Source organism: Enterobacter sp. RHBSTW-00318 (assembly GCF_014101375.1).
GTDB lineage: Bacteria > Pseudomonadota > Gammaproteobacteria > Enterobacterales > Enterobacteriaceae > Enterobacter > Enterobacter ludwigii.
Genome location: NZ_JABXQH010000001.1, coordinates 4024245 through 4048420, shown reverse-complemented (window position 1 = coordinate 4048420; position 24176 = coordinate 4024245). Strand labels below are relative to the sequence as shown.

Annotated in this window: 27 protein-coding genes; 18 read left to right on the top strand and 9 right to left on the bottom strand. The window is 54.4% G+C overall.

What is annotated here, in order from left to right; genetic code table 11:
* Nucleotides 1-41: 41 nt before the first annotated feature.
* A complete protein-coding gene (locus tag HV157_RS20025) occupies nt 42-647 on the bottom strand; it encodes an ankyrin repeat domain-containing protein (RefSeq protein ID WP_020883872.1) in 606 nt (201 codons plus the stop codon).
* Between the two features lie 320 nt (nt 648-967).
* Here HV157_RS20025 and HV157_RS20020 point away from each other — a divergent pair, with 320 nt between their 5' ends.
* Nucleotides 968-1897: a LysR substrate-binding domain-containing protein gene (locus HV157_RS20020; protein ID WP_020883871.1), complete on the top strand. Its 930-nt coding sequence runs from the start codon at nt 968-970 to the stop codon at nt 1895-1897.
* Here HV157_RS20020 and HV157_RS20015 read toward each other — a convergent pair.
* Complete coding sequence (locus HV157_RS20015) at nt 1894-2052, bottom strand: YqaE/Pmp3 family membrane protein (protein WP_032678825.1); 159 nt, start codon at nt 2050-2052, stop codon at nt 1894-1896. The genes HV157_RS20020 and HV157_RS20015 overlap by 4 nt on opposite strands.
* A gap of 179 nt (nt 2053-2231) precedes the next feature.
* Between HV157_RS20015 and HV157_RS20010 the strand changes: the two genes are divergently transcribed.
* The 3 genes from HV157_RS20010 (at nt 2232) to HV157_RS20000 (ending at nt 3321) form a co-directional block, all read left to right on the top strand.
* Complete coding sequence (locus tag HV157_RS20010) at nt 2232-2531, top strand: metalloregulator ArsR/SmtB family transcription factor (protein ID WP_020883869.1); 300 nt, start codon at nt 2232-2234, stop codon at nt 2529-2531.
* Nucleotides 2532-2540: 9 nt separating this feature from the next.
* A complete protein-coding gene (locus tag HV157_RS20005; protein ID WP_014171309.1) occupies nt 2541-3062 on the top strand; it encodes a rhodanese family protein in 522 nt (173 codons plus the stop codon).
* 79 nt (nt 3063-3141) lie between these two features.
* On the top strand, nt 3142-3321 hold the full coding sequence (locus HV157_RS20000) for a hypothetical protein (protein WP_014171310.1): 180 nt from the start codon (nt 3142-3144) through the stop codon (nt 3319-3321).
* A gap of 38 nt (nt 3322-3359) precedes the next feature.
* Here HV157_RS20000 and stpA read toward each other — a convergent pair whose 3' ends face one another.
* The gene (stpA, locus tag HV157_RS19995; protein WP_020883867.1) at nt 3360-3764 is read right to left on the bottom strand and encodes a DNA-binding protein StpA; all 405 of its coding nucleotides are present in this window, start codon (nt 3762-3764) and stop codon (nt 3360-3362) included.
* Between the two features lie 493 nt (nt 3765-4257).
* Between stpA and alaE the strand changes: the two genes are divergently transcribed.
* Nucleotides 4258-4707 carry an L-alanine exporter AlaE gene (gene alaE, locus HV157_RS19990; protein WP_020883866.1) on the top strand — a complete coding sequence of 150 codons (450 nt, stop codon included), beginning with the start codon at nt 4258-4260 and terminating at the stop codon, nt 4705-4707.
* Nucleotides 4708-4739: 32 nt separating this feature from the next.
* Here the strand turns inward: alaE and HV157_RS19985 are convergent, their stop codons facing one another.
* Entirely contained in the window at nt 4740-5084 is a 345-nt protein-coding gene (locus HV157_RS19985) for a DUF2002 family protein (protein ID WP_006811693.1), read from the bottom strand.
* A 160-nt stretch (nt 5085-5244) separates the two neighbouring features.
* Here HV157_RS19985 and HV157_RS19980 point away from each other — a divergent pair, with 160 nt between their 5' ends.
* The 13 genes from HV157_RS19980 to leuA all read left to right on the top strand — a co-directional run bounded on the left by HV157_RS19980 (nt 5245) and on the right by leuA (nt 19946).
* The gene (locus tag HV157_RS19980) at nt 5245-5571 is read left to right on the top strand and encodes a DUF883 domain-containing protein (protein WP_014171314.1); all 327 of its coding nucleotides are present in this window, start codon (nt 5245-5247) and stop codon (nt 5569-5571) included.
* Between the two features lie 252 nt (nt 5572-5823).
* Nucleotides 5824-6063, top strand: a complete 240-nt coding sequence (gene nrdH, locus HV157_RS19975; RefSeq protein WP_020883865.1) for a glutaredoxin-like protein NrdH — start codon at nt 5824-5826, stop codon at nt 6061-6063.
* Entirely contained in the window at nt 6060-6470 is a 411-nt protein-coding gene (gene nrdI / locus HV157_RS19970; protein WP_040018935.1) for a class Ib ribonucleoside-diphosphate reductase assembly flavoprotein NrdI, read from the top strand. The genes nrdH and nrdI overlap by 4 nt, the downstream gene beginning before the upstream one ends.
* Nucleotides 6443-8587, top strand: coding sequence for a class 1b ribonucleoside-diphosphate reductase subunit alpha (gene nrdE / locus HV157_RS19965; RefSeq protein ID WP_182378530.1), 2145 nt, complete (start codon nt 6443-6445; stop codon nt 8585-8587). The genes nrdI and nrdE overlap by 28 nt, the downstream gene beginning before the upstream one ends.
* 9 nt (nt 8588-8596) lie before the next feature.
* Nucleotides 8597-9556, top strand: a complete 960-nt coding sequence (gene nrdF, locus HV157_RS19960) for a class 1b ribonucleoside-diphosphate reductase subunit beta (RefSeq protein WP_182268863.1) — start codon at nt 8597-8599, stop codon at nt 9554-9556.
* 333 nt (nt 9557-9889) lie between these two features.
* Complete coding sequence (gene proV / locus HV157_RS19955) at nt 9890-11092, top strand: glycine betaine/L-proline ABC transporter ATP-binding protein ProV (protein ID WP_020883862.1); 1203 nt, start codon at nt 9890-9892, stop codon at nt 11090-11092.
* Nucleotides 11085-12149 carry a glycine betaine/L-proline ABC transporter permease ProW gene (gene proW, locus HV157_RS19950; RefSeq protein WP_014171320.1) on the top strand — a complete coding sequence of 355 codons (1065 nt, stop codon included), beginning with the start codon at nt 11085-11087 and terminating at the stop codon, nt 12147-12149. Before proV ends, proW begins: the two co-directional genes overlap by 8 nt.
* Nucleotides 12150-12158: 9 nt before the next feature.
* Entirely contained in the window at nt 12159-13157 is a 999-nt protein-coding gene (gene proX, locus HV157_RS19945; protein WP_025203399.1) for a glycine betaine/L-proline ABC transporter substrate-binding protein ProX, read from the top strand.
* A gap of 149 nt (nt 13158-13306) precedes the next feature.
* The gene (locus HV157_RS19940; RefSeq protein WP_014171322.1) at nt 13307-14491 is read left to right on the top strand and encodes an MFS transporter; all 1185 of its coding nucleotides are present in this window, start codon (nt 13307-13309) and stop codon (nt 14489-14491) included.
* 314 nt (nt 14492-14805) lie between these two features.
* Nucleotides 14806-15336: a multidrug efflux transporter EmrAB transcriptional repressor EmrR gene (emrR, locus tag HV157_RS19935; protein WP_014171323.1), complete on the top strand. Its 531-nt coding sequence runs from the start codon at nt 14806-14808 to the stop codon at nt 15334-15336.
* 127 nt (nt 15337-15463) lie between these two features.
* Nucleotides 15464-16636 (top strand): multidrug efflux MFS transporter periplasmic adaptor subunit EmrA, encoded by a 1173-nt coding sequence (emrA, locus tag HV157_RS19930; RefSeq protein ID WP_020883861.1) that lies wholly within the window; start codon nt 15464-15466, stop codon nt 16634-16636.
* 16 nt (nt 16637-16652) lie between these two features.
* Nucleotides 16653-18200 (top strand): multidrug efflux MFS transporter permease subunit EmrB, encoded by a 1548-nt coding sequence (gene emrB / locus HV157_RS19925; protein WP_182268862.1) that lies wholly within the window; start codon nt 16653-16655, stop codon nt 18198-18200.
* A 96-nt stretch (nt 18201-18296) separates the two neighbouring features.
* The gene (gene leuA / locus HV157_RS19920) at nt 18297-19946 is read left to right on the top strand and encodes a 2-isopropylmalate synthase (RefSeq protein ID WP_104440319.1); all 1650 of its coding nucleotides are present in this window, start codon (nt 18297-18299) and stop codon (nt 19944-19946) included.
* On the opposite strand, the gene HV157_RS19915 is transcribed toward leuA, so the two are convergent.
* The 5 genes from HV157_RS19915 to yqaB all read right to left on the bottom strand — a co-directional run bounded on the left by HV157_RS19915 (nt 19943) and on the right by yqaB (nt 24049).
* Nucleotides 19943-20707, bottom strand: a complete 765-nt coding sequence (locus HV157_RS19915; RefSeq protein ID WP_032680417.1) for a helix-turn-helix transcriptional regulator — start codon at nt 20705-20707, stop codon at nt 19943-19945. The two genes, leuA and HV157_RS19915, sit on opposite strands and share 4 nt — an antisense overlap.
* A gap of 54 nt (nt 20708-20761) precedes the next feature.
* Nucleotides 20762-21277: an S-ribosylhomocysteine lyase gene (luxS, locus tag HV157_RS19910; protein WP_008499539.1), complete on the bottom strand. Its 516-nt coding sequence runs from the start codon at nt 21275-21277 to the stop codon at nt 20762-20764.
* Between the two features lie 152 nt (nt 21278-21429).
* Complete coding sequence (gene gshA / locus HV157_RS19905; protein WP_182268861.1) at nt 21430-22974, bottom strand: glutamate--cysteine ligase; 1545 nt, start codon at nt 22972-22974, stop codon at nt 21430-21432.
* A gap of 83 nt (nt 22975-23057) precedes the next feature.
* Nucleotides 23058-23486, bottom strand: coding sequence for a YqaA family protein (locus HV157_RS19900; protein ID WP_032678833.1), 429 nt, complete (start codon nt 23484-23486; stop codon nt 23058-23060).
* On the bottom strand, nt 23483-24049 hold the full coding sequence (yqaB, locus tag HV157_RS19895) for a fructose-1-phosphate/6-phosphogluconate phosphatase (protein ID WP_182268860.1): 567 nt from the start codon (nt 24047-24049) through the stop codon (nt 23483-23485). Before yqaB ends, HV157_RS19900 begins: the two co-directional genes overlap by 4 nt.
* Nucleotides 24050-24176 lie beyond the last annotated feature (127 nt).

Sequence of the window (24176 nt, the reverse complement as noted above, 5' to 3'; positions counted from 1 at the left end):
GTCTGAATGAGCGACCAGCCGGAAAAGGCTGGCCGAAGGAATTACGCGCCTGCAGCCAGCAGCAGGTCTGCTATCTGGTGGTAGCCTTTTTCCCGCGCCAGTTCGAGCGGGGTTTTGCCGTATTTATCGGTCATGTGCGGATTTGCGCCGTTATCCAGTAACAGCTTTACAATTTCCTGCTGTTTCGCGCCGCCATCGTTGAGGACAATCGCTTCCAGCAGCGGCGTCCAGCCCACGAAGTTGGTGTGGTTGACGTTAATATCGGTTTTCTCCAGCAGCTCGCGCACAATCTCAACGTGCCCTTTCTCGCTGGCAGGCGTAATGCCGACACCACCGAAGCGGGTCAGGCGATCAAGATCCGGATTGGCGGGTAAGACTATCCGCAGCAGGGTTAAATCATTTGTCAGGCAGCTAATCAGGAAGGGGTTAAAACAGGTCTGATCCTGTTGATCAATATCTGCTCCGGCGGCAATTAAAAATGCCACGCAGTCATAATGTTTTTTCAGACTGGCAATAATAACGGCCGTTCTTTTCTGGCGTTGAGTGGCATTAATATCGACACCTTTTTCAAGGCAGGCTTTTAGCCCGTCAATATTGCCCTGCTCTGCCGCCAGCAAAAATTCAGTAACGAGTTCGTTCGCAGACATATTCAGACTCCCCATGATGTATTGCTCATGACCTGAGAATAGCAACAGCCTGGTGAGAAAAGAATCCGCTTAAAAATCATTCATCGACAGTCAATTCATTATTGAGTTAAATTCAACAATTCAGCCAAAATGTGCAGCCGTGCAATGTTTTACTTATGTTTTAGCGCTTTTATTCGCCTCAGACAGCATTCTGCTTATGCCTGATGAAGCCTGACATGACGCGGCTCGGCGCGAATAATCAGAACTGTGACCGCCGTCATATGCGTTGTAACAGCGCTGTTAAAATATGTTCAAAACTGATGGCTAACAGGAGCCGTAATATGAATTCCATCTTTACTGAAGAGAACCTGCTGGCCTTCACCACGGCGGCACGCTTTGGCAGCTTCAGCAAAGCCGCCACCGAGCTTGGCGTAACCACCTCTGCCATCAGTTACACCATCAAGCGAATGGAGACCGGGCTGGATGTGGTGCTGTTTGTACGCAATACGCGCAGCATTGAGCTGACCGAGTCGGGGTTTTACTTTTACCGTAAAGCGACCGACCTGCTGAATGATTTTCATGCCATTAAGCGCGGGATAGACACCATTTCGCAGGGCATTGAGGCGCGGGTCCGCATCTGCATCAACCAGCTTTTGTACACCCCACGCCATACGGCACGGCTGCTGCAGGTGCTGAAAAAACAGTTTCCTACCTGCCAGATCACCGTCACGACCGAGGTCTACAACGGCGTCTGGGACTCCATCATCAACAACCAGGCCAATATCGCGATTGGCGCACCGGATACGCTGCTCGACGGCGGCGGCATTGATTACACCGAGATCGGTGCCATCCGTTGGGTATTCGCCATCGCGCCGGAACACCCGCTGGCCTTCGTGCCGGAGCCGATAGCCGAAAGCCAGCTGCGTCTGTACCCCAACATCATGGTGGAAGACACGGCGCACACCATAAACAAGAAGGTCGGCTGGCTGCTGCACGGCCAGGAGGCGATTCTGGTGCCCGACTTCAACACCAAATGCCAGTGTCAGATCCTTGGGGACGGGATTGGTTTTTTACCGGAGTATATGGCCCGCGAGGCGGTGGAGGACGGGCTGCTGGTCACGCGGCGAATCAATAATCCGCGTCAGGATTCACGCATGCTGCTTGCCACGCAGCATGCGGCGACCGGCCAGGTCACGCGCTGGATCAAACAGCAGTTTGGTCCACAGGGCGTGCTGACCGGGATATACAGCGATCTATTGTGGCGCGCTTAGTTTTTGCTTTGCACCCAAAACGCGTGAATAAGACCAGGGATGTAGCCCAGTAAGGTCAGAACGATGTTAATGATAAACGCCCAGCCAAACCCTTTGCCGAGCAGCACGCCCAGCGGTGGCAGGATAATAGTAAAGACAATACGCCAAAAACCCATAACGACTCCGTGCAAGCTAACCAATTGAAAATAAAAAAGAGAACATTCTCTAAGCGTAGCCAGTTTAACGGCCTGCACCATCTCTTTATCGCCCTTTTACCCTCTTTTACGCTTTTGACACTGGCTTAATCCTCCCCATTAGTTTAGGGTTTCCTTAATTAAGTAAAGACTAAACTAATATGACTGAACTCGAACAACTTCAGGCCAGCGCCGGACAGGCCGCAGCCCTGTTAAAAGCGATGAGCAATCCGCGTCGGTTGCTGATCCTCTGCATGCTGTGCGGTACACCGGGTACCAGCGCGGGCGATCTGGCGCGGGCGACGGGGCTTAGCCCATCCGCCACGTCACAACATCTGGCGCGTATGCGTGAAGAGGGGCTTATCGACAGCACCCGTGAAGCGCAGCGCATCCTGTATTTCATTAAAAACGATGCGGTGCATCAGCTGATCAGCACCCTGAAAAGCCTCTATTGCCCGTAAGGAGCCACCATGTCACTACCGCTCATTTCACCCCAGCAGGCCAATGCGCTCGTTGCTGAAGGTGCAAAACTGATCGATATTCGCGATCCCGACGAATATGCCCGCGAGCATATTCCCGCCGCCCGGTCCGTGCCGCTGGACACCTTACCCGGCGGGCTTGAGACGCACGCGGGCGAAACGGTGATTTTTCACTGCCAGTCTGGCGCCCGGACATCCTCGAACGCAGCCCGCCTTGCTCAGGCTGCCGCGCCTGCTCAGGCATTTATCGTTGAAGGCGGAATTCAGGGGTGGAAGCAGGCTGGGTTGATCACGCAGGAAGACACGTCACAGCCGCTGCCGTTGATGCGCCAGGTGCAAATTGCCGCCGGGCTGCTCACCCTGTGCGGGGTCGTGCTGGGCTTTACGCTCTCCAGCGGTTTTTTCCTGCTGAGCGGCTTTGTGGGGGCCGGGCTGCTGTTTGCCGGGCTGACCGGGTTTTGCGGAATGGCGAGACTGCTGAAAGTGATGCCCTGGAACCGGCGTACCTCGTAAGCAGTAATCGGTGAAATACGCTGTACCCGGCATCAGACGTGGGCTAAGGTGAAGATCATTGAAACGATGAGGAGGTAGTATGTTTTCTGTCGGTGATTATGTGCAACCGCGTAAAGGCGGCCCAAAACTGAAAGTACTCGAAGTGAACGGCGATAGCGTTGTGGCGGTTCAGGCCAGCAATGAGCAAGGCGAGAAATTTACCCTGAAGGCCGCAGACCTGGCCCTGTATACCGAAGAGGGTGATTTCGGCGTCTGCTAAACAGGCAACCGGGCGGTGTCTTCCGCCCGGCTCATGGATTAAATCAGAAAATCATCCAGTGATTTACCATTTGCCAGTGCATTGGCAATAGGCTTTGGCGTACGCCCCTGACCGGTCCATGTTTTCTCTTCACCGTTGAGATCAATAAAGCGATATTTCGCTTCACGCGGTTTACGTTTTTTCGCTGGCTTACCGGCCTGCGCCATATCTGAACCGAGGAGATCGGACGGTGAAATACCATCAGCTTTCATCAGTTCCAGCAGGGCATTAATTTTTTCCTGCTGCTCAGCGCGTTGTTGCTCTAATTCCGCCAACTCACTCCGTTTCTCTTCAGCAACGACCCTGACTTTTTCCAGCATTTCTTCAAGAACGTCCAGGGATAATTCACGCGCCATCGCACGCAGAGTTCGGATATTATTAAGATTCTGTAACGTCAAAGACATATATTTGAAAACCTTTTCTTTAGGGTAAATCGAAAAATCGACAAGAGAATAATTCATTTCGCCTGGAATATCTACCCGCGGGCACGTCTTGCTAAAAATGTAAATGTTTTAAAATATCGCGTTTAATAATATCGGCAGATAACTGTCGATACCGCCGGATTCAATCTTTATCTCAGTATAAACGGTTAGATTTAATCCAAATCAAAGCATGCCGCACTGCCGTCGTTCGGGCAGAACATTCGCTTCGGCACGCTCAAGATCAACAGATTGATTTACATACAAAAACTGACGACAGGGACAGATTATAACGAACCGAACAAAAAACACGCAATTTTAGAGAATTTTGTGGACAAAACGCGACTAAATAAAAATTAATAACTAGTTGTTAGTTCAAATGCAGAGATATACGCTATACACGACTGACAAACCAACCTAAAGCACTAACCGCTGAGGGAAAATCGTTTCTATTGTGTTCTTCTCAAGGAGTTCAGACATGTTCTCACCGCAATCTCGCCTGCGCCATGCGGTAGCGGATACCTTCGCGATGGTTGTTTACTGTTCCGTCGTGAACATGCTGATCGAAATTTTCCTCTCCGGAATGTCCTTTGAGCAGTCACTTTCTTCTCGTCTGGTGGCAATTCCGGTCAACATTATTATTGCGTGGCCTTACGGATTATACCGCGATGCGGTCATGCGCTTTGCGCGTCGTATTAGCCCGTCAGGGTGGGTGAAAAACCTCGCCGACGTTCTGGCATACGTGACGTTCCAGTCACCCGTTTACGTGGCTATTCTGCTGACAGTGGGCGCAGACTGGCATCAAATCGTCGCAGCGGTCAGTTCAAATATCGTGATTTCAATGCTGATGGGTGCGGTGTATGGCTATTTTCTCGACTACTGTCGCCGCCTGTTTAAGGTCAGCCAGTACAGCCAGGCCAAAGCATGATGTGAGGCGACTGGCGAATGCCAGTCGCAGATTTACTGTACGTCGCCAAACAGTCCCTTCAAAAACCGCTCCAGCGCCATACGCGAACTGAAGCCATGCGGAATACCATAATGTTCATGCGTTTCACCACCTAAATACAGTGGGAATTGCTGATAATGATCGCAGGTTTTAATATCCGAGGCAGGCTCAGCAAATGACAAACTTCTGTCTTTCAGCGTCGGGTGAATAATGAGAGCGGTACGTCCCATTCTTGCTTCACGATTAACGTAAACATAATTCTCGCCACGGCGATATCCATACGCTTTTGATGTCACCTCATCCATGGTGAATCCCTCTTTTTCAAGAACGCGCGCCACCTCATCAGGTCGTAAATACATATCTTTTCCTCGTTATCTTTTCCTGCCCGGCAACCTTACAGTATTCAGCATTAGCAGGGCTTTCAGAATATTCCATAAACTGCCAGATAACGCGTGACGCGCTTCAGATATTAAATTTCTGGACTAAACTAAACGGGAACGCAAAATTACGGAGGATCGTATGTTTAACAGACCGAACCGAAACGATATTAACGACGACACACAGGATATTCGTAACGATGTCAGCCAATTAGCGGACTCGCTGGAAGAAGTGCTGAAATCCTGGGGTTCCGGTGCGAAGGACGAAGCGGATGCCGCAAAACGTAAGGCTCAGTCTTTGCTACGTGAAACCCGCGCCCGCATGAATGGGCGTTCGCGCACCACGCAGGCTGCCTGCGATGCCATCAGCTGCGCCAATACCTTCGTTCGCGAAAAACCCCTCTGTACGCTTGGTACGGTAGCCGCGGTGGGTATCTTCGTGGGGGCGCTGCTTAGCCTGCGCAAATAGTCGTCTCAGCCTGTCCGAATCCGCCCCGGTCGCGTCAGCCCCCGGGGCTTTTCTTTGCCTGCGCGCCTGAAAAAGCCGTACAGCCCGCCCTGCCCCGCTGTGCTCATCATCGGGGCCATATTAATCTGAAATTCCCATATCTTGTATGGTTGAATCTTAAGACAACTACATCTAGTATTCCCTTTAGCAAGATACACACAACCTGACGCGATGATTCGCGCCGCTCTCTCATTTTAAATGGAAATACGAATCATGAGCATTATTATTTACACTCGTAACGATTGTGTTCAATGCCACGCGACAAAACGTGCAATGGAAAGCCGTGGAGTGGCCTTTGAGATGGTGAATATTGACCTGCAGCCCGAAGCTGCCGATACCCTGCGGGCGCAAGGTTTTCGCCAGCTGCCGGTCGTCGTCGCCGGGGAGACCAGCTGGTCCGGCTTTCGCCCCGACATGATTAACCGCCTCGCCGCCCAGGCCGCCAGGGCATGAGTGGGCTGGTCTACTTCTCCAGCAGCTCGGAAAACACGCTCCGCTTTATTGAGCGCGTCGGGCTGCCTGCGATACGTATCCCGCTTAATGAGCGGGAACGGATCCGGGTAGACGAACCCTACATTCTGGTGGTCCCGAGCTATGGTGGAGGTGGCACCGCGGGGGCCGTGCCTCGCCAGGTGATCCGCTTTCTCAACGATCCCCACAACCGACAGCTTATTCGCGGCGTTATCGCGGCGGGCAATCGCAATTTCGGCGATGCCTTTGGCCGTGCCGGTGATGTCATTTCTCAAAAATGCGGCGTGCCGTATCTCTATCGTTTTGAACTGATGGGGACACAGCAGGACGTAGAGAACGTGCGTAAAGGAGTGAACGAATTTTGGCAACGACAACCGCAGAACGTGTAATTCAGGCGACACCGGATTACCACGCATTAAACGCGATGCTGAACCTCTATGACCGTGAGGGGCACATTCAGTTTGGCAAAGATCATGAGGCGGTGGAGGCGTTTATCGCCACCCACGTCCGCCCCAACAGCATGACCTTTGCAAGCCAGAATGAACGTCTCGATTATCTGGTCAAGGAAGGCTATTACGAAGAGCGCGTGCTGGCCCGGTACGATCGTGCCTTTGTGGAGACGCTGTTCGGGCAGGCCCATAGCCGCGGTTTTCGTTTCCAGACGTTTCTTGGCGCATGGAAGTTTTACACCAGCTATACCCTGAAAACGTTCGACGGCAAACGCTATCTTGAAAGCTTCGAGGACCGCGTGGTGATGGTTGCCCTGACGCTCGCGCAGGGCGATGAAACGCTGGCAGAACGCCTGATGGATGAGATGCTCTCCGGCCGTTTCCAGCCCGCCACACCGACCTTTCTCAATTGCGGAAAAGCTCAGCGCGGCGAGCTGGTCTCCTGCTTCCTGCTGCGCATCGAAGACAATATGGAGTCGATTGGTCGCGCGGTGAATTCGGCGCTGCAGCTCTCTAAACGCGGCGGCGGTGTAGCGTTTCTGCTGTCGAACCTGCGTGAAGCCGGTGCGCCAATTAAGCGCATCGAAAACCAGTCCTCCGGCGTGATTCCGGTCATGAAAATGCTGGAAGATGCTTTCTCGTATGCCAACCAGTTGGGGGCGCGTCAGGGCGCGGGGGCGGTCTATCTCCACGCACACCATCCGGATATCCTGCGCTTCCTGGATACCAAACGTGAAAACGCCGATGAAAAAATCCGCATTAAGACCCTGTCGCTTGGGGTGGTGATTCCGGATATCACCTTTGCGCTCGCCAAAGAAAATGCCGAGATGGCGCTCTTCTCGCCCTACGACATTGAGCGTATTTACGGGAAAGCGTTTGGTGATGTGGCGATAAGCGCCCTGTATCACGATCTGGTGGCCGACGATCGCATTCGTAAGAAGTACATTAACGCCCGCGATTTCTTCCAGACGCTGGCCGAAATTCAGTTTGAGTCCGGCTATCCGTACATCATGTATGAAGATACGGTCAACCGTGCGAACCCGATTGCCGGGCGAATCAATATGAGCAACCTCTGCTCCGAGATATTGCAGGTGAACAGCGCATCCACGTATGACGAAAACCTGGACTACGCCGACATCGGCAAAGACATCTCTTGTAACCTCGGGTCGCTGAATATTGCCCACACCATGGACTCCCCCGATTTTGGTCGCACGGTGGAGACCGCTATTCGCGGACTGACCGCGGTGTCAGACATGAGCCACATCCGCAGCGTGCCGTCCATTGAAGCCGGTAATGCCGCCTCGCACGCCATCGGCCTTGGGCAGATGAACCTCCACGGCTATCTGGCGCGGAAAGGTATCGCCTACGGTAGCCCGGAAGGACTGGATTTCACCAACCTCTATTTTTACACCATTACCTGGCATGCGCTGCATACCTCAATGATGCTGGCGCGCGAGCGTAACCAGCGCTTTGCGGGCTTTGAACAGTCGCGTTACGCCAGCGGTGAGTACTTCAGGCCATATCTGGAAGGAGACTGGCAGCCGAAAACCGACAAAGTGCGCCAGCTTTTTGCCGATGCCGGGGTTCTCCTGCCTACCCGCGAGATGTGGCAGCAGCTGCGGGACGATGTGATGCGTTACGGCATCTATAACCAGAATCTGCAGGCCGTACCGCCAACCGGGTCAATCTCTTACATTAACCACGCCACGTCGAGTATCCACCCGATTGTGTCGAAGATTGAGATCCGCAAGGAAGGTAAGACCGGGCGCGTTTACTATCCTGCCCCGTTTATGACCAACGACAATCTGGCCCTGTATCAGGACGCGTATGAGATTGGTCCTGAGAAAATTATTGATACCTACGCCGAGGCGACAAAACACGTGGATCAGGGGCTGTCGCTGACGCTCTTCTTCCCGGACACCGCCACCACGCGCGACATCAACCGGGCACAGATTTACGCCTGGAAGAGAGGGATCAAAACCCTCTACTACATTCGCCTGCGCCAGCGTGCGCTGGAAGGTACCGAAATTGAAGGCTGCGTGTCCTGCGCGCTGTAAGGAGAAAGGATGAAACTGTCACGCGTGAGTGCCGTTAACTGGAATAAAATTCAGGATGATAAAGACCTGGAGGTGTGGAACCGCCTGACCAGCAACTTCTGGCTGCCGGAAAAAATCCCGCTTTCAAACGATATTCCGGCCTGGCAAACCCTCAGCCACGCCGAACAGCAGCTGACGATCCGTGTGTTCACCGGTCTGACGCTGCTGGACACCATTCAAAATACCGTCGGTGCCCCTGCGCTGATGGCCGACGCGCTGACGCCTCACGAAGAGGCGGTGATGTCGAACATCAGCTTTATGGAGGCGGTCCATGCCCGCTCCTACAGCTCGATTTTTTCGACGCTGTGCCAGACCAAAGATGTGGACGCGGCATACACCTGGAGCGAAGAAAGCGAGTCATTGCAGCGAAAGGCCAGCCTGGTGCAGGAGTATTATCAGGCCGACGAACCGCTGAAGAAAAAAATTGCCAGCGTGTTTCTCGAATCCTTCCTGTTCTATTCGGGCTTCTGGTTACCGATGTACTGGTCGAGCCGCGGCAAGCTGACCAACACCGCCGATTTAATTCGCCTCATCATTCGTGATGAAGCCGTACACGGGTACTACATCGGCTATAAATATCAGAAAGGGCTGGAGAACGTCAGCGAAGAAAAGCGCGAAGCGTTAAAAGGTTTTGCCCTCGATTTGCTGATGGATTTGTACGAGAACGAACTGAGTTATACCGAAGAATTGTACGCCGGTACCGGTTGGGAGGAGGAGGTAAAAGCGTTTCTTTGCTACAACGCCAACAAAGCGCTGATGAATCTCGGCTACGAAGCGCTTTTCCCACCGGAAATGGCCGACGTGAACCCGGCGATCCTGGCGGCACTGTCACCCAACGCCGATGAAAACCACGATTTCTTCTCCGGGTCTGGTTCGTCGTATGTGATGGGCAAAGCGGTGGAGACCGAAGATGAGGACTGGGATTTTTAATGAGCGGATTAACGTTCATTAATTTAATATAAATCTAACAACTTCCTCCCTAATATTTTACGGGCAACTACACTGTAATTCCCCGTTCATATTCGCCTGAATCACTCCGATTCAGGCGAAATTTCGCTGTGCAAAAGCAAAAAATTCAGAAAAATTCAAACCACGCTCAGCCCTTTACTCATGGGAAATTCAGCCGTTTCGCTTACGGCAAAATTCCTGCCATAAGCAAACCCAGGGTTGTCTCAGATTCTCAGTATGTTAGGGTAATGCCAGTTAACTATTTACCATGGTAATGATATCGACATAAACAAATAACAGGACACTCTCTATTGCATGGCAATTAAATTAGAAGTGAAAAATCTTTATAAAGTATTTGGCGAGCATCCTCAGCGCGCATTCAAATATATTGAGAAAGGCCTTTCAAAAGAGCAAATTCTGGAAAAAACCGGGCTGTCGCTTGGCGTTAAAGACGCCAGTCTGGCCATTGAAGAAGGCGAGATTTTTGTCATCATGGGGTTATCCGGTTCGGGTAAATCCACTATGGTTCGCCTTCTCAATCGCCTGATTGAACCCACCCGTGGACAGGTACTGATTGATGGCGTTGATATCGCCAGAATATCAGAGGCTGAACTTCGCGAGGTGCGCAGAAAGAAGATTGCAATGGTGTTCCAGTCATTTGCGCTGATGCCGCATATGACGGTGCTGGATAATGCCGCCTTTGGCATGGAATTAGCGGGCGTTACCGCTAATGAACGTCAGGAAAAAGCGCTGGATGCATTACGTCAGGTGGGCCTCGAGAATTATGCGCATGCCTACCCGGATGAGCTTTCTGGCGGGATGCGCCAGCGTGTCGGATTAGCCCGCGCATTAGCCATTAACCCAGACATTTTATTAATGGATGAAGCTTTCTCGGCACTCGATCCATTAATTCGCACCGAGATGCAGGATGAGCTGGTAAAATTACAGGCTAAACATCAACGTACTATTGTTTTTATTTCCCACGATCTTGATGAAGCCATGCGTATTGGTGACCGTATTGCCATTATGCAAAATGGTGAAGTGGTGCAGGTCGGCACGCCGGATGAAATTCTGAATAATCCGGCCAATGATTATGTGCGCACCTTCTTCCGCGGCGTGGATATTAGCCAGGTCTTTAGTGCGAAAGATATCGCCCGTCGTTCACCGAACGGTCTTATCCGCAAAACACCGGGCTTTGGTCCGCGCTCTGCACTGAAACTGTTGCAGGATGAAGATCGGGAATACGGTTATCTGATCGAACGCGGTAATAAATTTGTTGGCATTGTTTCCATCGACTCCCTGAAAACCGCACTCAGCGAAAATCAGGGCATTGATGCGGCGGTTATCGACTCCCCGCTTGCCGTAGACGCCGAAACGCCGCTCAGCGAGCTGCTCTCTCACGTTGGTCAGGCCCCATGTGCCGTACCGGTAGTCAGTGAGGAACAACAGTACGTCGGCATCATCTCAAAACGCATGTTGCTGCAGGCTTTAGATCGCGAGGGGACAAACAATGGCTGATCAATCTAACCCGTGGGGAACCACCGAGGCGGCGGACAGCGCTGCTCAATCTGCCGATGCGTGGGGGTCTTCCACGCCTGCGCCAACCGATGGCGGCGCGGCGGACTGGCTCAACAGTGCACCGGCCCCTGCGCCAGAGCACTTCAATATTATGGATCCGTTTCATAAGACGCTGATCCCGCTGGATAGCTGGGTCACGGAGGGGATCGACTGGGTAGTGACTCACTTCCGTCCGGTCTTCCAGGGGATCCGCGTACCGGTGGATTACATCCTGAACGGTTTCCAGCAGCTGATGCTCGGCATGCCCGCGCCGGTCGCTATTGTGCTCTTCTCCCTGATTGCCTGGCAGTTTGGCAGCGCTGGCATGGGTGTCGCCACGCTGATCTCACTGATTGCCATCGGCGCGATTGGCGCCTGGTCACAGGCAATGATCACCTTAGCGCTGGTGCTCACCGCACTGCTCTTCTGCGTCGCTATCGGCCTGCCGATGGGGATCTGGCTGGCGCGCAGTCCGCGGGCGGCGAAGATTATTCGTCCGCTGCTGGATGCGATGCAGACCACCCCCGCGTTTGTCTACCTGGTGCCGATCGTGATGCTGTTTGGTATCGGCAACGTGCCGGGCGTCGTGGTGACCATTATCTTCGCCCTGCCGCCGGTCATTCGTCTGACGATACTCGGGATTAACCAGGTACCGGCCGATCTTATCGAGGCGTCGCGTTCATTTGGTGCCAGCCCGCGCCAGATGCTGTTTAAAGTTCAGCTTCCACTGGCGATGCCAACCATCATGGCGGGTGTCAACCAGACGCTGATGCTGGCCCTCTCCATGGTGGTGATTGCCTCAATGATCGCCGTCGGCGGACTGGGTCAGATGGTGCTGCGCGGCATTGGTCGTCTTGATATGGGACTGGCCACCGTGGGCGGCGTCGGCATTGTGATCCTCGCCATTATCCTTGACCGCCTGACGCAGGCTGTCGGTCGTGATTCACGCAGTCGCGGCAACCGTCGCTGGTATAGCACCGGCCCTGTCGGGTTAATCACCCGCCCATTCAGAAAATAAGGAACAACGATGCGACATCGCGTACTTTTTGCCACAGCGTTTGCCACCCTTGTCTCCACCAGCACGTTTGCAGCAGACCTGCCGGGCAAAGGCATTACCGTGCAACCGGTGCAAAGCACCATTTCAGAAGAGACCTTCCAGACGCTGTTAGTCAGCCGCGCGCTGGAAAAACTGGGCTATACGGTCAACACCCCAAGTGAAGTGGATTACAACGTGGGCTACACCTCGATTGCCTCCGGTGATGCCACCTTTACCGCCGTCAACTGGCAGCCGCTGCACGACGACATGTATGCCGCCGCCGGCGGGGATAAAAAATTCTACCGTGAAGGCACCTTCGTGACCGGTGCGGCGCAGGGGTACCTGATCGACAAGAAAACAGCCGACCAGTACCACATCACCAATATTGAGCAGCTGAAGGATCCGAAGATTGCCAAACTGTTCGACACCAACGGTGACGGCAAAGCTGACATGATGGGCTGCTCGCCGGGCTGGGGCTGTGAGGCGGTGATTAATCACCAGAACAAAGCCTTTGACCTGGCGAAAACGGTCGACGTCAGCCACGGTAACTACTCGGCGATGATGGCCGACACCATTGCCCGCTTCAAAGAGGGTAAACCGGTTATCTATTACACCTGGACACCGTACTGGGTGAGCGACGTGCTGAAGCCGGGGAAAGACGTGGTGTGGCTGCAGGTGCCCTTCTCTTCCCTGCCGGGCGAGCAGAAAGATATCGACACCAAACTGCCAAACGGCATGAACTATGGCTTCCCGGTAAACACGATGCATATCGTTGCTAACAAAACCTGGGCTGAGAAAAACCCGGCGGCAGCGAAGCTGTTCTCGGTGATGAAACTGCCTCTGGCGGACATCAACGCCCAGAACGCAATGATGCACGCGGGGAAATCGTCCGAAGCTGACATCAAAGGCCACGTGGATGGCTGGATCAAAGCCCACCAGCAGCAGTTTGATGGCTGGGTAAAAGAAGCGATGGACGCGCAGAAGTCATAAGAGCCCTTCAGACCTGCCCTCTCCCCACGGGAGAGGGTGAACTCCCCTAAACCGCACAATCCAGCACGTAACAATCCCACCACATTCACAATCATTCGCTATTATGGTTCACGGAAAAATAATCACTTAACTCACGATTCCTGAACCTGATGACTAAAACAACTCAAGGGCTTAGCCCGGCACTCATCCTTTTAATGTCCGTGGCAACGGGTCTGGCAGTCGCCAGTAACTACTACGCGCAGCCACTGCTCGATACCATCGCCCGCGCATTTAACCTTTCTGCCAGCTCCGCTGGCTTTATTGTCACCGCCGCGCAGCTTGGCTATGCCGCCGGGCTGCTTTTCCTCGTGCCGCTGGGCGATATGTTTGAGCGTCGGATGCTGATTGTCTCCATGACCTTGCTGGCCGCAGGCGGGATGCTGATCACCGCCAGCAGCCACTCGTTAACGATGATGATTATCGGCACCGCGTTAACGGGTCTGTTCTCCGTCGTGGCGCAGATTCTGGTTCCGCTCGCCGCCACTCTCGCCTCACCGGAAAAGCGCGGCAAGGTGGTGGGAACAATCATGAGCGGCCTGCTGCTGGGGATTTTGCTGGCGCGGACCGTCGCCGGGCTGCTGGCGAGTCTTGGTGGCTGGCGTACCGTGTATTGGGTGGCGAGCGTACTGATGGCCGTGATGGCGCTTGCCCTGTGGCGCGGGCTGCCAAAGGTGAAGCAGGAAAATCACCTTAATTATCCGCAGCTTCTCGCCTCCGTTTTCAGCCTCTTCACACACGATAAACTGCTGCGTACGCGTGCGTTGCTGGGCTGTTTGACCTTCGCCAACTTCAGCATCTTATGGACCTCAATGGCGTTTCTGCTGGCCGCACCGCCGTTCAATTATTCCGAAGCGGTGATTGGTCTGTTTGGTCTGGCGGGCGCTGCGGGAGCCCTGGGCGCGCGTCCGGCGGGCGGCTTGGCGGATAAAGGCAAATCCCATCTGACGACCTCTGCCGGGCTGGTTCTGCTCCTGCTCTCCTGGGCAGCCATCTGGTATGGCCATACCTCTGTGCTGGCGCTGATCGTCGGTATTCTGGTACTCGACCTGACCGTACAGGGCGTGCATATCACTAACCAGACCGTCATCTACCGCGTGAAGCCAGAGGCGCGTAACCGCCTCACGGCCGGATACATGACCAGCTATTTTATTGGCGGCGCAGCGGGTTCGTTAATTTCAGCCTCGGCGTGGCAGCATGCCGGTTGGTCAGGCGTGTGCGGGATAGGGGCAATCGTCGCCGCGCTGAATCTGCTAGTATGGTGGCGCGGGTACCATCGCCAGGACGTAATTAACTAAGTTTTACATTGCTTTGGGCCTCTTAGGGTGTAAAGGGGCCCTGCAGTCTGTTAATGTAAACGTAATCATTTATCCCAGAAATTTTAATGTGGGTGACATATTTTCTACCGGCATGAATAGTTCAGACCCCCGTCCTCACATCCTCTCTTCCGCGGGTTCACTCCCAACGCTCTCTGTGCTCACCGGGTCACGGACTTACCCGGCGCTTTCTGATGGTGACATAAGTTTGGCGGATATAACCGCACAAATAATTCATTTACATTATTTGTCACTATCGTTACTATATCGGCTGTAATTAATGAGGTTATGCCCAAATGGATAGTTCGTTTACGCCCATTGAACAAATGCTTAAATTCCGCGCCAGTCGTCATGAGGACTTCCCGTATCAGGAGATCCTGCTGACCCGCCTGTGCATGCACATGCAGGGTAAGCTACTGGAAAATCGTAATAAGATGCTGAAAGCTCAAGGGATTAACGAGACGTTGTTTATGGCGTTAATTACGCTGGAGTCTCAGGAAAATCACAGCATTCAGCCGTCAGAGCTGAGCTGCGCGCTGGGTTCATCCCGTACTAATGCCACCCGTATTGCCGATGAACTGGAAAAACGCGGCTGGATTGAACGCCGTGAAAGCGATAACGATCGCCGCTGCCTGCATCTGCAGCTGACCGACAAAGGTCACCAATTCCTGCGTGAGGTGCTGCCACCTCAGCATAATTGCCTGCATCAACTGTGGTCTGCCCTCAGCACCACCGAGCGCGACCAGCTTGAGCACATTACTCGTAAGCTGCTGACCCGTCTGGACCAGATGGATGAAGACGGCGCTGTTCTAGAGGCGCTGCGCTAACGCGACAACACGCTCAACAATCCCAGACTCATAAGAAAACCGACAGGCCAGCACGTCACACTGCTGGCCTTTCTGACAACAGCTCGGCTCAGCCGATGTGAAAATAAGAAGATCGTGGAGAACAACAATGAGCGCAAATGCGGAGAGCACTACCCCGCAGCAACCGGTCAATAAAAAGGGCAAACGCAAAAGCGCCCTTATTGTACTGACATTGCTCTTTATTATTATTGCCGTGGCATATGGGATCTATTGGTTTTTAGTATTGCGTCATGCTGAAGAGACAGACGATGCATACGTGGCAGGGAACCAGGTACAAATTATGGCGCAGGTATCGGGCAGCGTGACGAAAGTCTGGGCTGATAACACCGATTTTGTGCAAAAAGGGGATGTATTGGTCACGCTCGATCCGACCGACGCCCAACAGGCTTTTGAAAAAGCCCAGACCGCGCTGGCCTCCAGCGTCCGTCAGACCCGCCAGCTGATGATCAACAGCAAGCAGCTGCAGGCCAACATCGACGTGCAGAAAACCGCACTGGCGCAGGCGCAGAGCGACCTGAACCGTCGCGTTCCCCTCGGCACTGCCAACCTGATTGGCCGTGAAGAGCTGCAGCACGCGCGTGATGCCGTTGCCAGCGCACAGGCGCAGCTGGACGTGGCGATTCAACAGTACAACGCCAACCAGGCGATGGTGCTGGGCACCAGCCTGGAAAACCAGCCTGCCGTGCAACAGGCTGCCACCGACGTGCGCAACGCGTGGCTTGCCCTGCAGCGTACTAAAATTGTCAGCCCGATGACCGGCTACGTCTCTCGTCGTTCCGTCCAGCCTGGCGCCCAAATTAGCCCAACCACGCCGCTGATGGCGGTCGTTCCGGCGGACAACCTGTGGGTTGATGCGAACTTTAAAGAGACGCAGCTTGCCCATATGCGTATCGGCCAGACCGCGACGGTGATCAGCGATATTTACGGTGATGACGTGAAGTACACCGGGAAAGTGGTCGGCCTGGATATGGGGACCGGCAGTGCCTTCTCCCTGTTGCCAGCGCAAAACGCCACCGGGAACTGGATCAAAGTGGTTCAGCGCTTGCCTGTACGTATTGAACTGGATGCAAAACAGCTGGCGGACCATCCGCTGCGTATTGGCCTCTCTACGCTGGTAACGGTTGATACCGCCAACCGCGATGGTCAGATCCTGGCAAGTCAGGTGCGCAGCACCCCGGCTTATGAAAGTAACGCCCGTGAAATTAGCCTCGATCCGGTCAATAAACTGATCGATGACATCGTGAAGGCAAACGCCGGTTAATCCGAAGGTGAGCATTATGCAACAGCAAAAGCCGCAAAAACCGCTGGAGGGGGCGCAACTGGTTATCATGACCATTGCGCTGTCGCTGGCGACATTCATGCAGGTGCTGGACTCTACCATCGCAAACGTGGCGATCCCGACCATCGCCGGTAACCTTGGCTCGTCACTGAGCCAGGGGACCTGGGTCATTACCTCGTTTGGGGTGGCAAACGCCATCTCCATCCCTATCACCGGCTGGCTGGCGAAGCGCGTCGGTGAAGTGAAGCTGTTCCTGTGGTCAACGGTATTGTTCGTGCTCGCCTCCTGGGCGTGCGGCATGTCCAACAGCCTGACGATGCTGATCATCTTCCGCGTCATTCAGGGGATTGTGGCCGGGCCGCTGATTCCGCTGTCGCAGAGTTTGCTGCTGAACAACTATCCGCCCGCTAAGCGCTCTATCGCGCTGGCGCTGTGGTCAATGACGGTGATTGTCGCACCGATTTGCGGGCCTATCCTCGGCGGCTATATCAGCGACAACTACCACTGGGGCTGGATCTTCTTCATCAACGTGCCGATTGGGGCGCTGGTGGTGATGCTGACCCTGCAAACGCTGCGCGGTCGCGAAACCCGAACAGAGCAGCGGCGAATTGACGCCATTGGTCTGGCGCTGCTGGTGGTCGGGATCGGTAGCCTGCAGGTGATGCTCGATCAGGGTAAAGAGCTGGACTGGTTTAACTCGACAGAGATTATCATCCTGACCGTTGTCGCGGTGATATCGCTGAGCTTCCTGATCGTCTGGGAGCTGACAGACGATAACCCAATCGTCGATCTCTCGCTGTTTAAGTCGCGAAACTTCACCATCGGCTGCCTGTGTATCAGCCTGGCCTACATGCTCTACTTCGGCGCAATCGTTCTGCTGCCGCAGCTGTTGCAGGAGGTATATGGCTACACCGCAACCTGGGCAGGTTTGGCTTCTGCGCCAGTGGGGTTAATTCCGGTCCTGCTGTCGCCGATTATCGGCCGCTTCGCTCACAAGCTCGACATGCGCAGACTGGTGACCTTCAGCTTTATTATGTACGCGGTGTGCTTCTACTGGCGCGCGTATACGTTCGAGCCGGGCATGGACTTTGGCGCATCCGCATGGCCGCAGTTCATTCAGGGCTTCGCCGTGGCGTGCTTCTTTATGCCGCTGACGACCATTACGCTTTCTGGCTTGCCGCCAGAGCGCATGGCGGCGGCATCAAGCCTGTCGAACTTTACGCGTACGCTGGCAGGCTCCATCGGGACGTCGATCACCACGACCCTTTGGACCAATCGCGAGTCGATGCACCATGCGCAGCTGACCGAAGCGGTGAACCCGTTTAACCCTAACTCGCAGCAGATGTACAGTCAGCTTCAGGGAATGGGGATGACGGAGCAGCAGACATCCGGCTGGATCGCCCAGCAGATCACCAACCAGGGCCTGATTATCTCGGCAAACGAGATATTCTGGATATCGGCGGGGATCTTTATCATCCTGCTGGGACTGGTATGGTTTGCCCGACCACCGTTTGGCGCCGGAGGCGGTGGCGGCGGTGCGCACTAACGTGCGGTGTCCAGATCGCGACAGCGATTGTCAGTAACGATAAAGCAGCGCTCCTGAAATCGATTCACGATAGTGAAAAGACAACAGGAGCGCACCATGCTGAAAACACCTTCCGACAAATACCAACCTCAACCTGCTATTTCCCTGCCCGATCGCCGCTGGCCTGAGCAACGCCTCACGCAGGCGCCGCGCTGGCTTTCCACCGATTTACGCGACGGTAATCAGGCCCTTGCCGAGCCGATGGACAGCAACCGCAAACTGCAGTTCTGGGCGTTGTTACTGCGTTGCGGATTCAAAGAAATCGAAGTCGCTTTCCCCTCTGCCTCACAGACGGACTTCAATTTTGTGCGTCAGTTGATCGACGAAAACCGCATTCCCGATGACGTCACCATTCAGGTATTAACCCAGGCGCGAGAAGACCTTATCCTGCGTACCTTTGCGTCGCTGCGCGGGGCGAAGCAGGCCACCGTACACCTGTATAACGCCACCGCCCCGCTGTTCCGCCGCCTGGTGTTCGGCATGGAGAAAGCGCAAATCGTTGAGCTGGCGACCCGTTCCACGCGTCTTATCCGCACGCTGTGCGAAGAGAATCCCGCCACCCGCTGGCAATACGAATACTCTCCGGAAACTTTCTGCTTTACCGAGCCGGACTTTGCGCTGGAGATTTGCGAAGCCGTGGCAGACATCTGGCAGCCGTGCGCCGAACGCCCGATGGTGATCAACTTACCGGCCACCGTTGAGGTCAGTACACCGAATGTGTATGCCGATCAGATTGAGTATTTCTGCCGTCATTTCAGCCGCCGCAGCGATGTCTGCATCAGCGTCCATCCGCATAACGACCGCGGCACCGGTGTCGCCAGCGCGGAGCTGGCCCTGATGGCCGGTGCAGACCGTGTCGAAGGGTGTCTGTTTGGGAACGGCGAACGAACCGGTAACGTCTGCCTGGTCACGCTGGCGATGAACCTCTACAGCCAGGGGATTAGCCCGAATCTGGACTTTAGCGACATGAATCACGTGGTGGAGGTGGTAGAAACCTGCAATCAGCTGCCGGTGCATCCGCGCCATCCGTGGGCAGGACGGCTGGCGTATACCGCATTTTCAGGTTCACATCAGGATGCCATCAAGAAAGGCTTTGATGCCCGCAAGCCTGACGAACGCTGGGAAATGCCCTATCTGCCGGTTGACCCGCAGGATATTGGTTGCACCTACGAAGCGGTGATCCGGGTTAACAGCCAGTCAGGGAAAAGCGGCAGCGCGTGGCTTATTGAACAAAATCATGGTCTGAAATTACCCCGCGCCCTGCAGCAGGACTTTAGCCAGCACGTACAGCAGGAAACCGACCAGCACGGTAAAGAGATGACGCAGCATGCGCTGTGGCAACTGTTCCGCACCCGTTATGGGCTGGTAGAGACGCCGGGCTTTGCCCTGCACGCTTACCGTAGCGACAGCCAGCAGGACGGGCAGTTACATCTGACGGCAAGCGTCACGACGCAGGGCGGGATGCGCCAGCTGGAGGGGCAAGGCAACGGGCTTTTATCCGCGGCGGCCAATGGTCTAAGCCGCTGGGTCACGACCCCGTTTGTCATTAAGGACTATCACGAACATACGCTTGGGGAGCGCAGCGACAGCCGCTCGGTGGCGTATATCCGCTGTCTGTTTCAGGATGGTAGCAGCCGCTGGGGCGTCGGCATTGACAGCGACGTGGCCCGCGCGTCTCTTCAGGCCCTGTTCAATGCTGTCAGCTAGCTGTCTTTGAAATAATCGCTGGGTGATATCCCCATCACCCGGCGAAACATCGCCGTAAAGGCACTGTGGCTGCCGTAGCCCAGATCAAGCGCCACACGTAGCACTGGCTGACCTTGTCCCAGGCGCAGCAGCGCTTCCAGCAGGCGCGCCCTTCTTAGCCACTCACCGTAGCTTAACCCCGTCTGCTGCTTGAAATGGCGGTTCATCGTACGTTCACTCATACCAAGCGTGTTTGCGGCCTGCATGCTGCCCCAGCTTTCCCCCGGCAACAGCCGGATCTGCTGGCAAAGGGTACGCAACGGCTCGCTTTCCGGCTCAGGCAGGTGAAACGGCAGCACCCGCATCGTGCGGATTTCATCCAGAATGAGCTCATATACGCGCTCATCACGACTGCCTGGCGAGTAGGACGCCTCAAGCGTCAGCGAGGTGAGGATAAGTTCGCGTAACAGACCGGAGATCTGGACTATCTGACAGGTTGCCGGAAGATCGGCTCGCGCCAGGGGATCGATAAACAACGTGCGCGCCGCAACGTTGCCGGTAATACGCAAAGAGTGCGGAGTGCCCGCGGGTAGCCAGACGCCACGTCCGGGCGGCACCACCCAACAACCTGATGCGGTATCGACTCTCACCACCCCACTCAGGGTGTGCAGCAATTGCGCGCAGTCGTGCTGATGCCACGGCTCGCTGTCGCCATGAAGGTAATCATGGGCATAAGGAACAAGTGGGCGATGGGTAAAGGAGAAGGTTGAGGTTGTGGTCATGAGGTTAAACGCCCCTCACCCTACCCTCTCCCTGAGGGAGAGGGAAAAGGTGCACTAGATGTGCAGTTCCTGCAGTTTTTCTTTTGGCAGCGCCAGCTCTTCGTTGCTGTTTACGCGAACGTCACGCTCGATGATATGACGCGCGATCTCCTGGGCTTCTTCCAGAGAGTGCATCTGGTAAGTTCCGCACTGATATACGTTCAGCTCAGGGATCTGGTTCTGCTCTTTCACCTTCAGCACATCTTCCATTGCCGCTTTCCAGGCATCCGCGACGCGTTTCTCTTCAGGCTGACCAATCAGGCTCATGTAGAAACCGGTACGGCAACCCATCGGAGAGATATCGATGATCTCCACGCCATTACCATTCAGGTGGTCGCGCATAAACCCGGCAAACAGGTGCTCCAGGGTGTGAATGCCTTTCTCTGGCATCACTTCTTTGTTAGGCACGCAGAAGCGCAGATCGAATACGGTGATCGTGTCGCCGTGCGGGGTGTGCATGGTCTTCGCCACACGTACTGCAGGTGCTTCCATACGGGTATGGTCGACAGTAAAGCTATCTAATAACGGCATACGTCACCTCCGATAGTGATTTTTTTTAAAATAAACTGAACTCTTCTACAAAATGCACGTCTGAGTATATGAAAGACGCGCATTTGTTATCATCATCCCTGAATTCAGAGATGTATATTTTGGCCACAGCGATGTGGCCTTTTTCTTTTCTGTTAAGCCTGTTTCGCCAGAAACGCCTCAAACGACTCCGTATCCGCCGCTTCAACCTCTTTCTGACGCACGACAGACGCGTCTCGTTCTGCCACAAAATCGGCTTCACTCAGAATCTCTAACGGCTCCTGCTTCAGCATCTCGCGGTATTCCGCAGAGAGCGAACGCCCGGTGCCGCCAATACCCTGATCAATCATAGAACGCAGAATACGCGCTGAGAACGTCAGTTCCGGGTTATCAAACGATTCAACCAGCTGGTCGCACACGTTCTGATAGGCTTCACCACCGTCAATGCTGTCCATGGTTCGGGCAACACGCTTCAGGTCACGGAACAGATCCTTGCCGACTTTCGTCAGCGGGAACTGCGCTGTCTCGCAGCCAATACCCAGCGTAAGACCCGGCTTGCGCCCTTCCAGAATCACGCGGTTCCAGTTGGTACGGGTACAGAGCAGTTCCTCTGAACTCATTTCCGGCGCATCCGCCAGTACGCACCAGACCATAAACAGATCCAGGAAGCGAACCTGCTGCTCATCAACGCCGATGGGTGAGAACGGGTTGATATCCAGCGAGCGCACTTCTATGTATTCAATCCCGCCGCGCTGCAGTGCATCCGACGGGGTTTCACCGCTGTGCGTGACGCGCTTCGGACGAATAGGCGCGTACAGTTCATTTTCAATCTGCAGCACGTTGCTGTTAATCTGCAGGCGCTTACCGTCTTTTTCGAGGCCGATTTTCTCGTACTCTTCCGACGGCGTTTTGATCGCCCGCTTCAATCCTGCCACATATTCGTGCAATTCGTTAAACGTAATACCGAGATTGCTTTGCGACTTATTGGTATAACCCAGATCGCTAAGACGCAGGGAGGTGGCGTACGGGAGATAGTACATTCCACACTCTGTCTTCTCGAACGGCAGCGTGGTCGGTTTCCCCTGCAGGAATGACGAGCATATCGCAGGCGATGCCCCAAACAGATACGGAATGACCCAGCCAAAACGATAGTAGTTGCGGATCAGGCGGAAATAACCCGCGGAGATCGCGTCTTTATCCGTTTCGCCGCACTTCGCCTGCCAGAACGCCATGGGTAAAGAGAAATTGTAATGCACGCCAGAAATGGTCTGCATCAACGCACCGTAGCGGTTTTTCAGCCCCTCACGATAGAGCGTTTTCAGCTGACCGATATTTGACGTGCCGTATTGCGCCAGTTCAATCTCCTGGCCTTGTTCGATATAGCACGGCATGCTGAGCGGCCACATACGCTCATCACCCAGATTGCGGGCAGTGTAGCGATGGATGTCGCGCAGAATCGTTAGCATATGATCAATATCACCATCCACTGGCGTGATGAATTCCAGCAGCGCTTCAGCGAAATCGGTTGTGATCCATTTATGTGTCAGCGCCGAGCCTAACGCCTTCGGGTGACCCGTTGTCGCTAAGCTACCGTCCGCGTTAACGCGCAGCGTTTCACGCTCAAGACCACGCTGAATACCCTTCAGTGCCTGAGGGTGATTTTCCAGCCAGGCCAGCGCCTGAGATACGTCCGGGATCAAATTGACCTCCCGCCTGTCAAAGTATTGTTACTCAGCATAATTGTAATGGTTGACGATTGAAGGTCGCGTATTCATTCCACCAATTAGTGCCACCACGTCATACCCTGTAGTGTTGCCCATGCCACGAGAACATAGCGCAACGCCTTGCCAAGGCACAAAAAAAAGAGCACTGGCCCCCAGGAGATGCGCATCCATCCCGCCAGCAGGCACAGTAAATCACCTATTACAGGCATCCAGCTTAATAACAGCGTGGCAGCGCCATAGCGTTTTAGCCAGCCGACTGCCTTTTCCTGCCAGCGCGATTTTTCACGCAGCGGAAAGAAACGCCCAAGAATAACGTTAGTCAGCCCTCCAAAGCTATTACCCATTGTTGCTATTAACACGAGCAACCAGGGCTGACTCACGCCAGACAACAGCATCGCCACCAGCACCACTTCCGAATTTCCCGGCAAGAGCGTGGCGCTTAAAAAACTGCTGGCGAATAATGATAAAAGTGACAGCGCGTCACTCACAGTAAGCGGACGTCCACAACATCCATCCCGGCATCGCGCGCGGCCTGAATACCAAAATCAGCATCTTCGAACACAACACATTTCACCGCAGGCACACCCATCAATTCTGCACAACGCAGGAAGGTGTCCGGTGCGGGCTTGTGATTTTGAACATGATCGGCGGCAACCACCGCAGAGAAATAATGGCGCAGGCCAAGATGGGTGAGCAGCGCTTCCGAAATAGCGCTTTCACTGCCCGTGCCAACGGACATAGGACGACGCCCGTGCCATGCTTTTACGACGTCAATTAACGGTAACGGACGCACGGTATCTAAAAGCATCGCTTTTACCGCATCGGTTTTTTCACGGGCCAGAAGGTGCGGGTCGAGATCGGCATGATTACGTTCAATCACGGCCTGCGCTATACGCCAGGTTGGGGCTCCGTTGAGGGCGATCATCGCCTGAAGATCGAAACGCATACCGTAACGAGCAAGGACATCAGTCCAGGCTTGACGATGCGTGGGTTCGGTATCCAGGAGAGTGCCATCCATATCGAAGATCAAACCGTCATACTGTGCGTACATCGTGCTCTCGCTAAACGATTAACAAAGCATTACTTTATCGTAAACGGTGGTTTTTGTCGCTCAAAGAGAAATGATTGCTGACGGAACGTCGAAGGAATAACCAGGGAGAAAGAGAGTGGTACAGAAA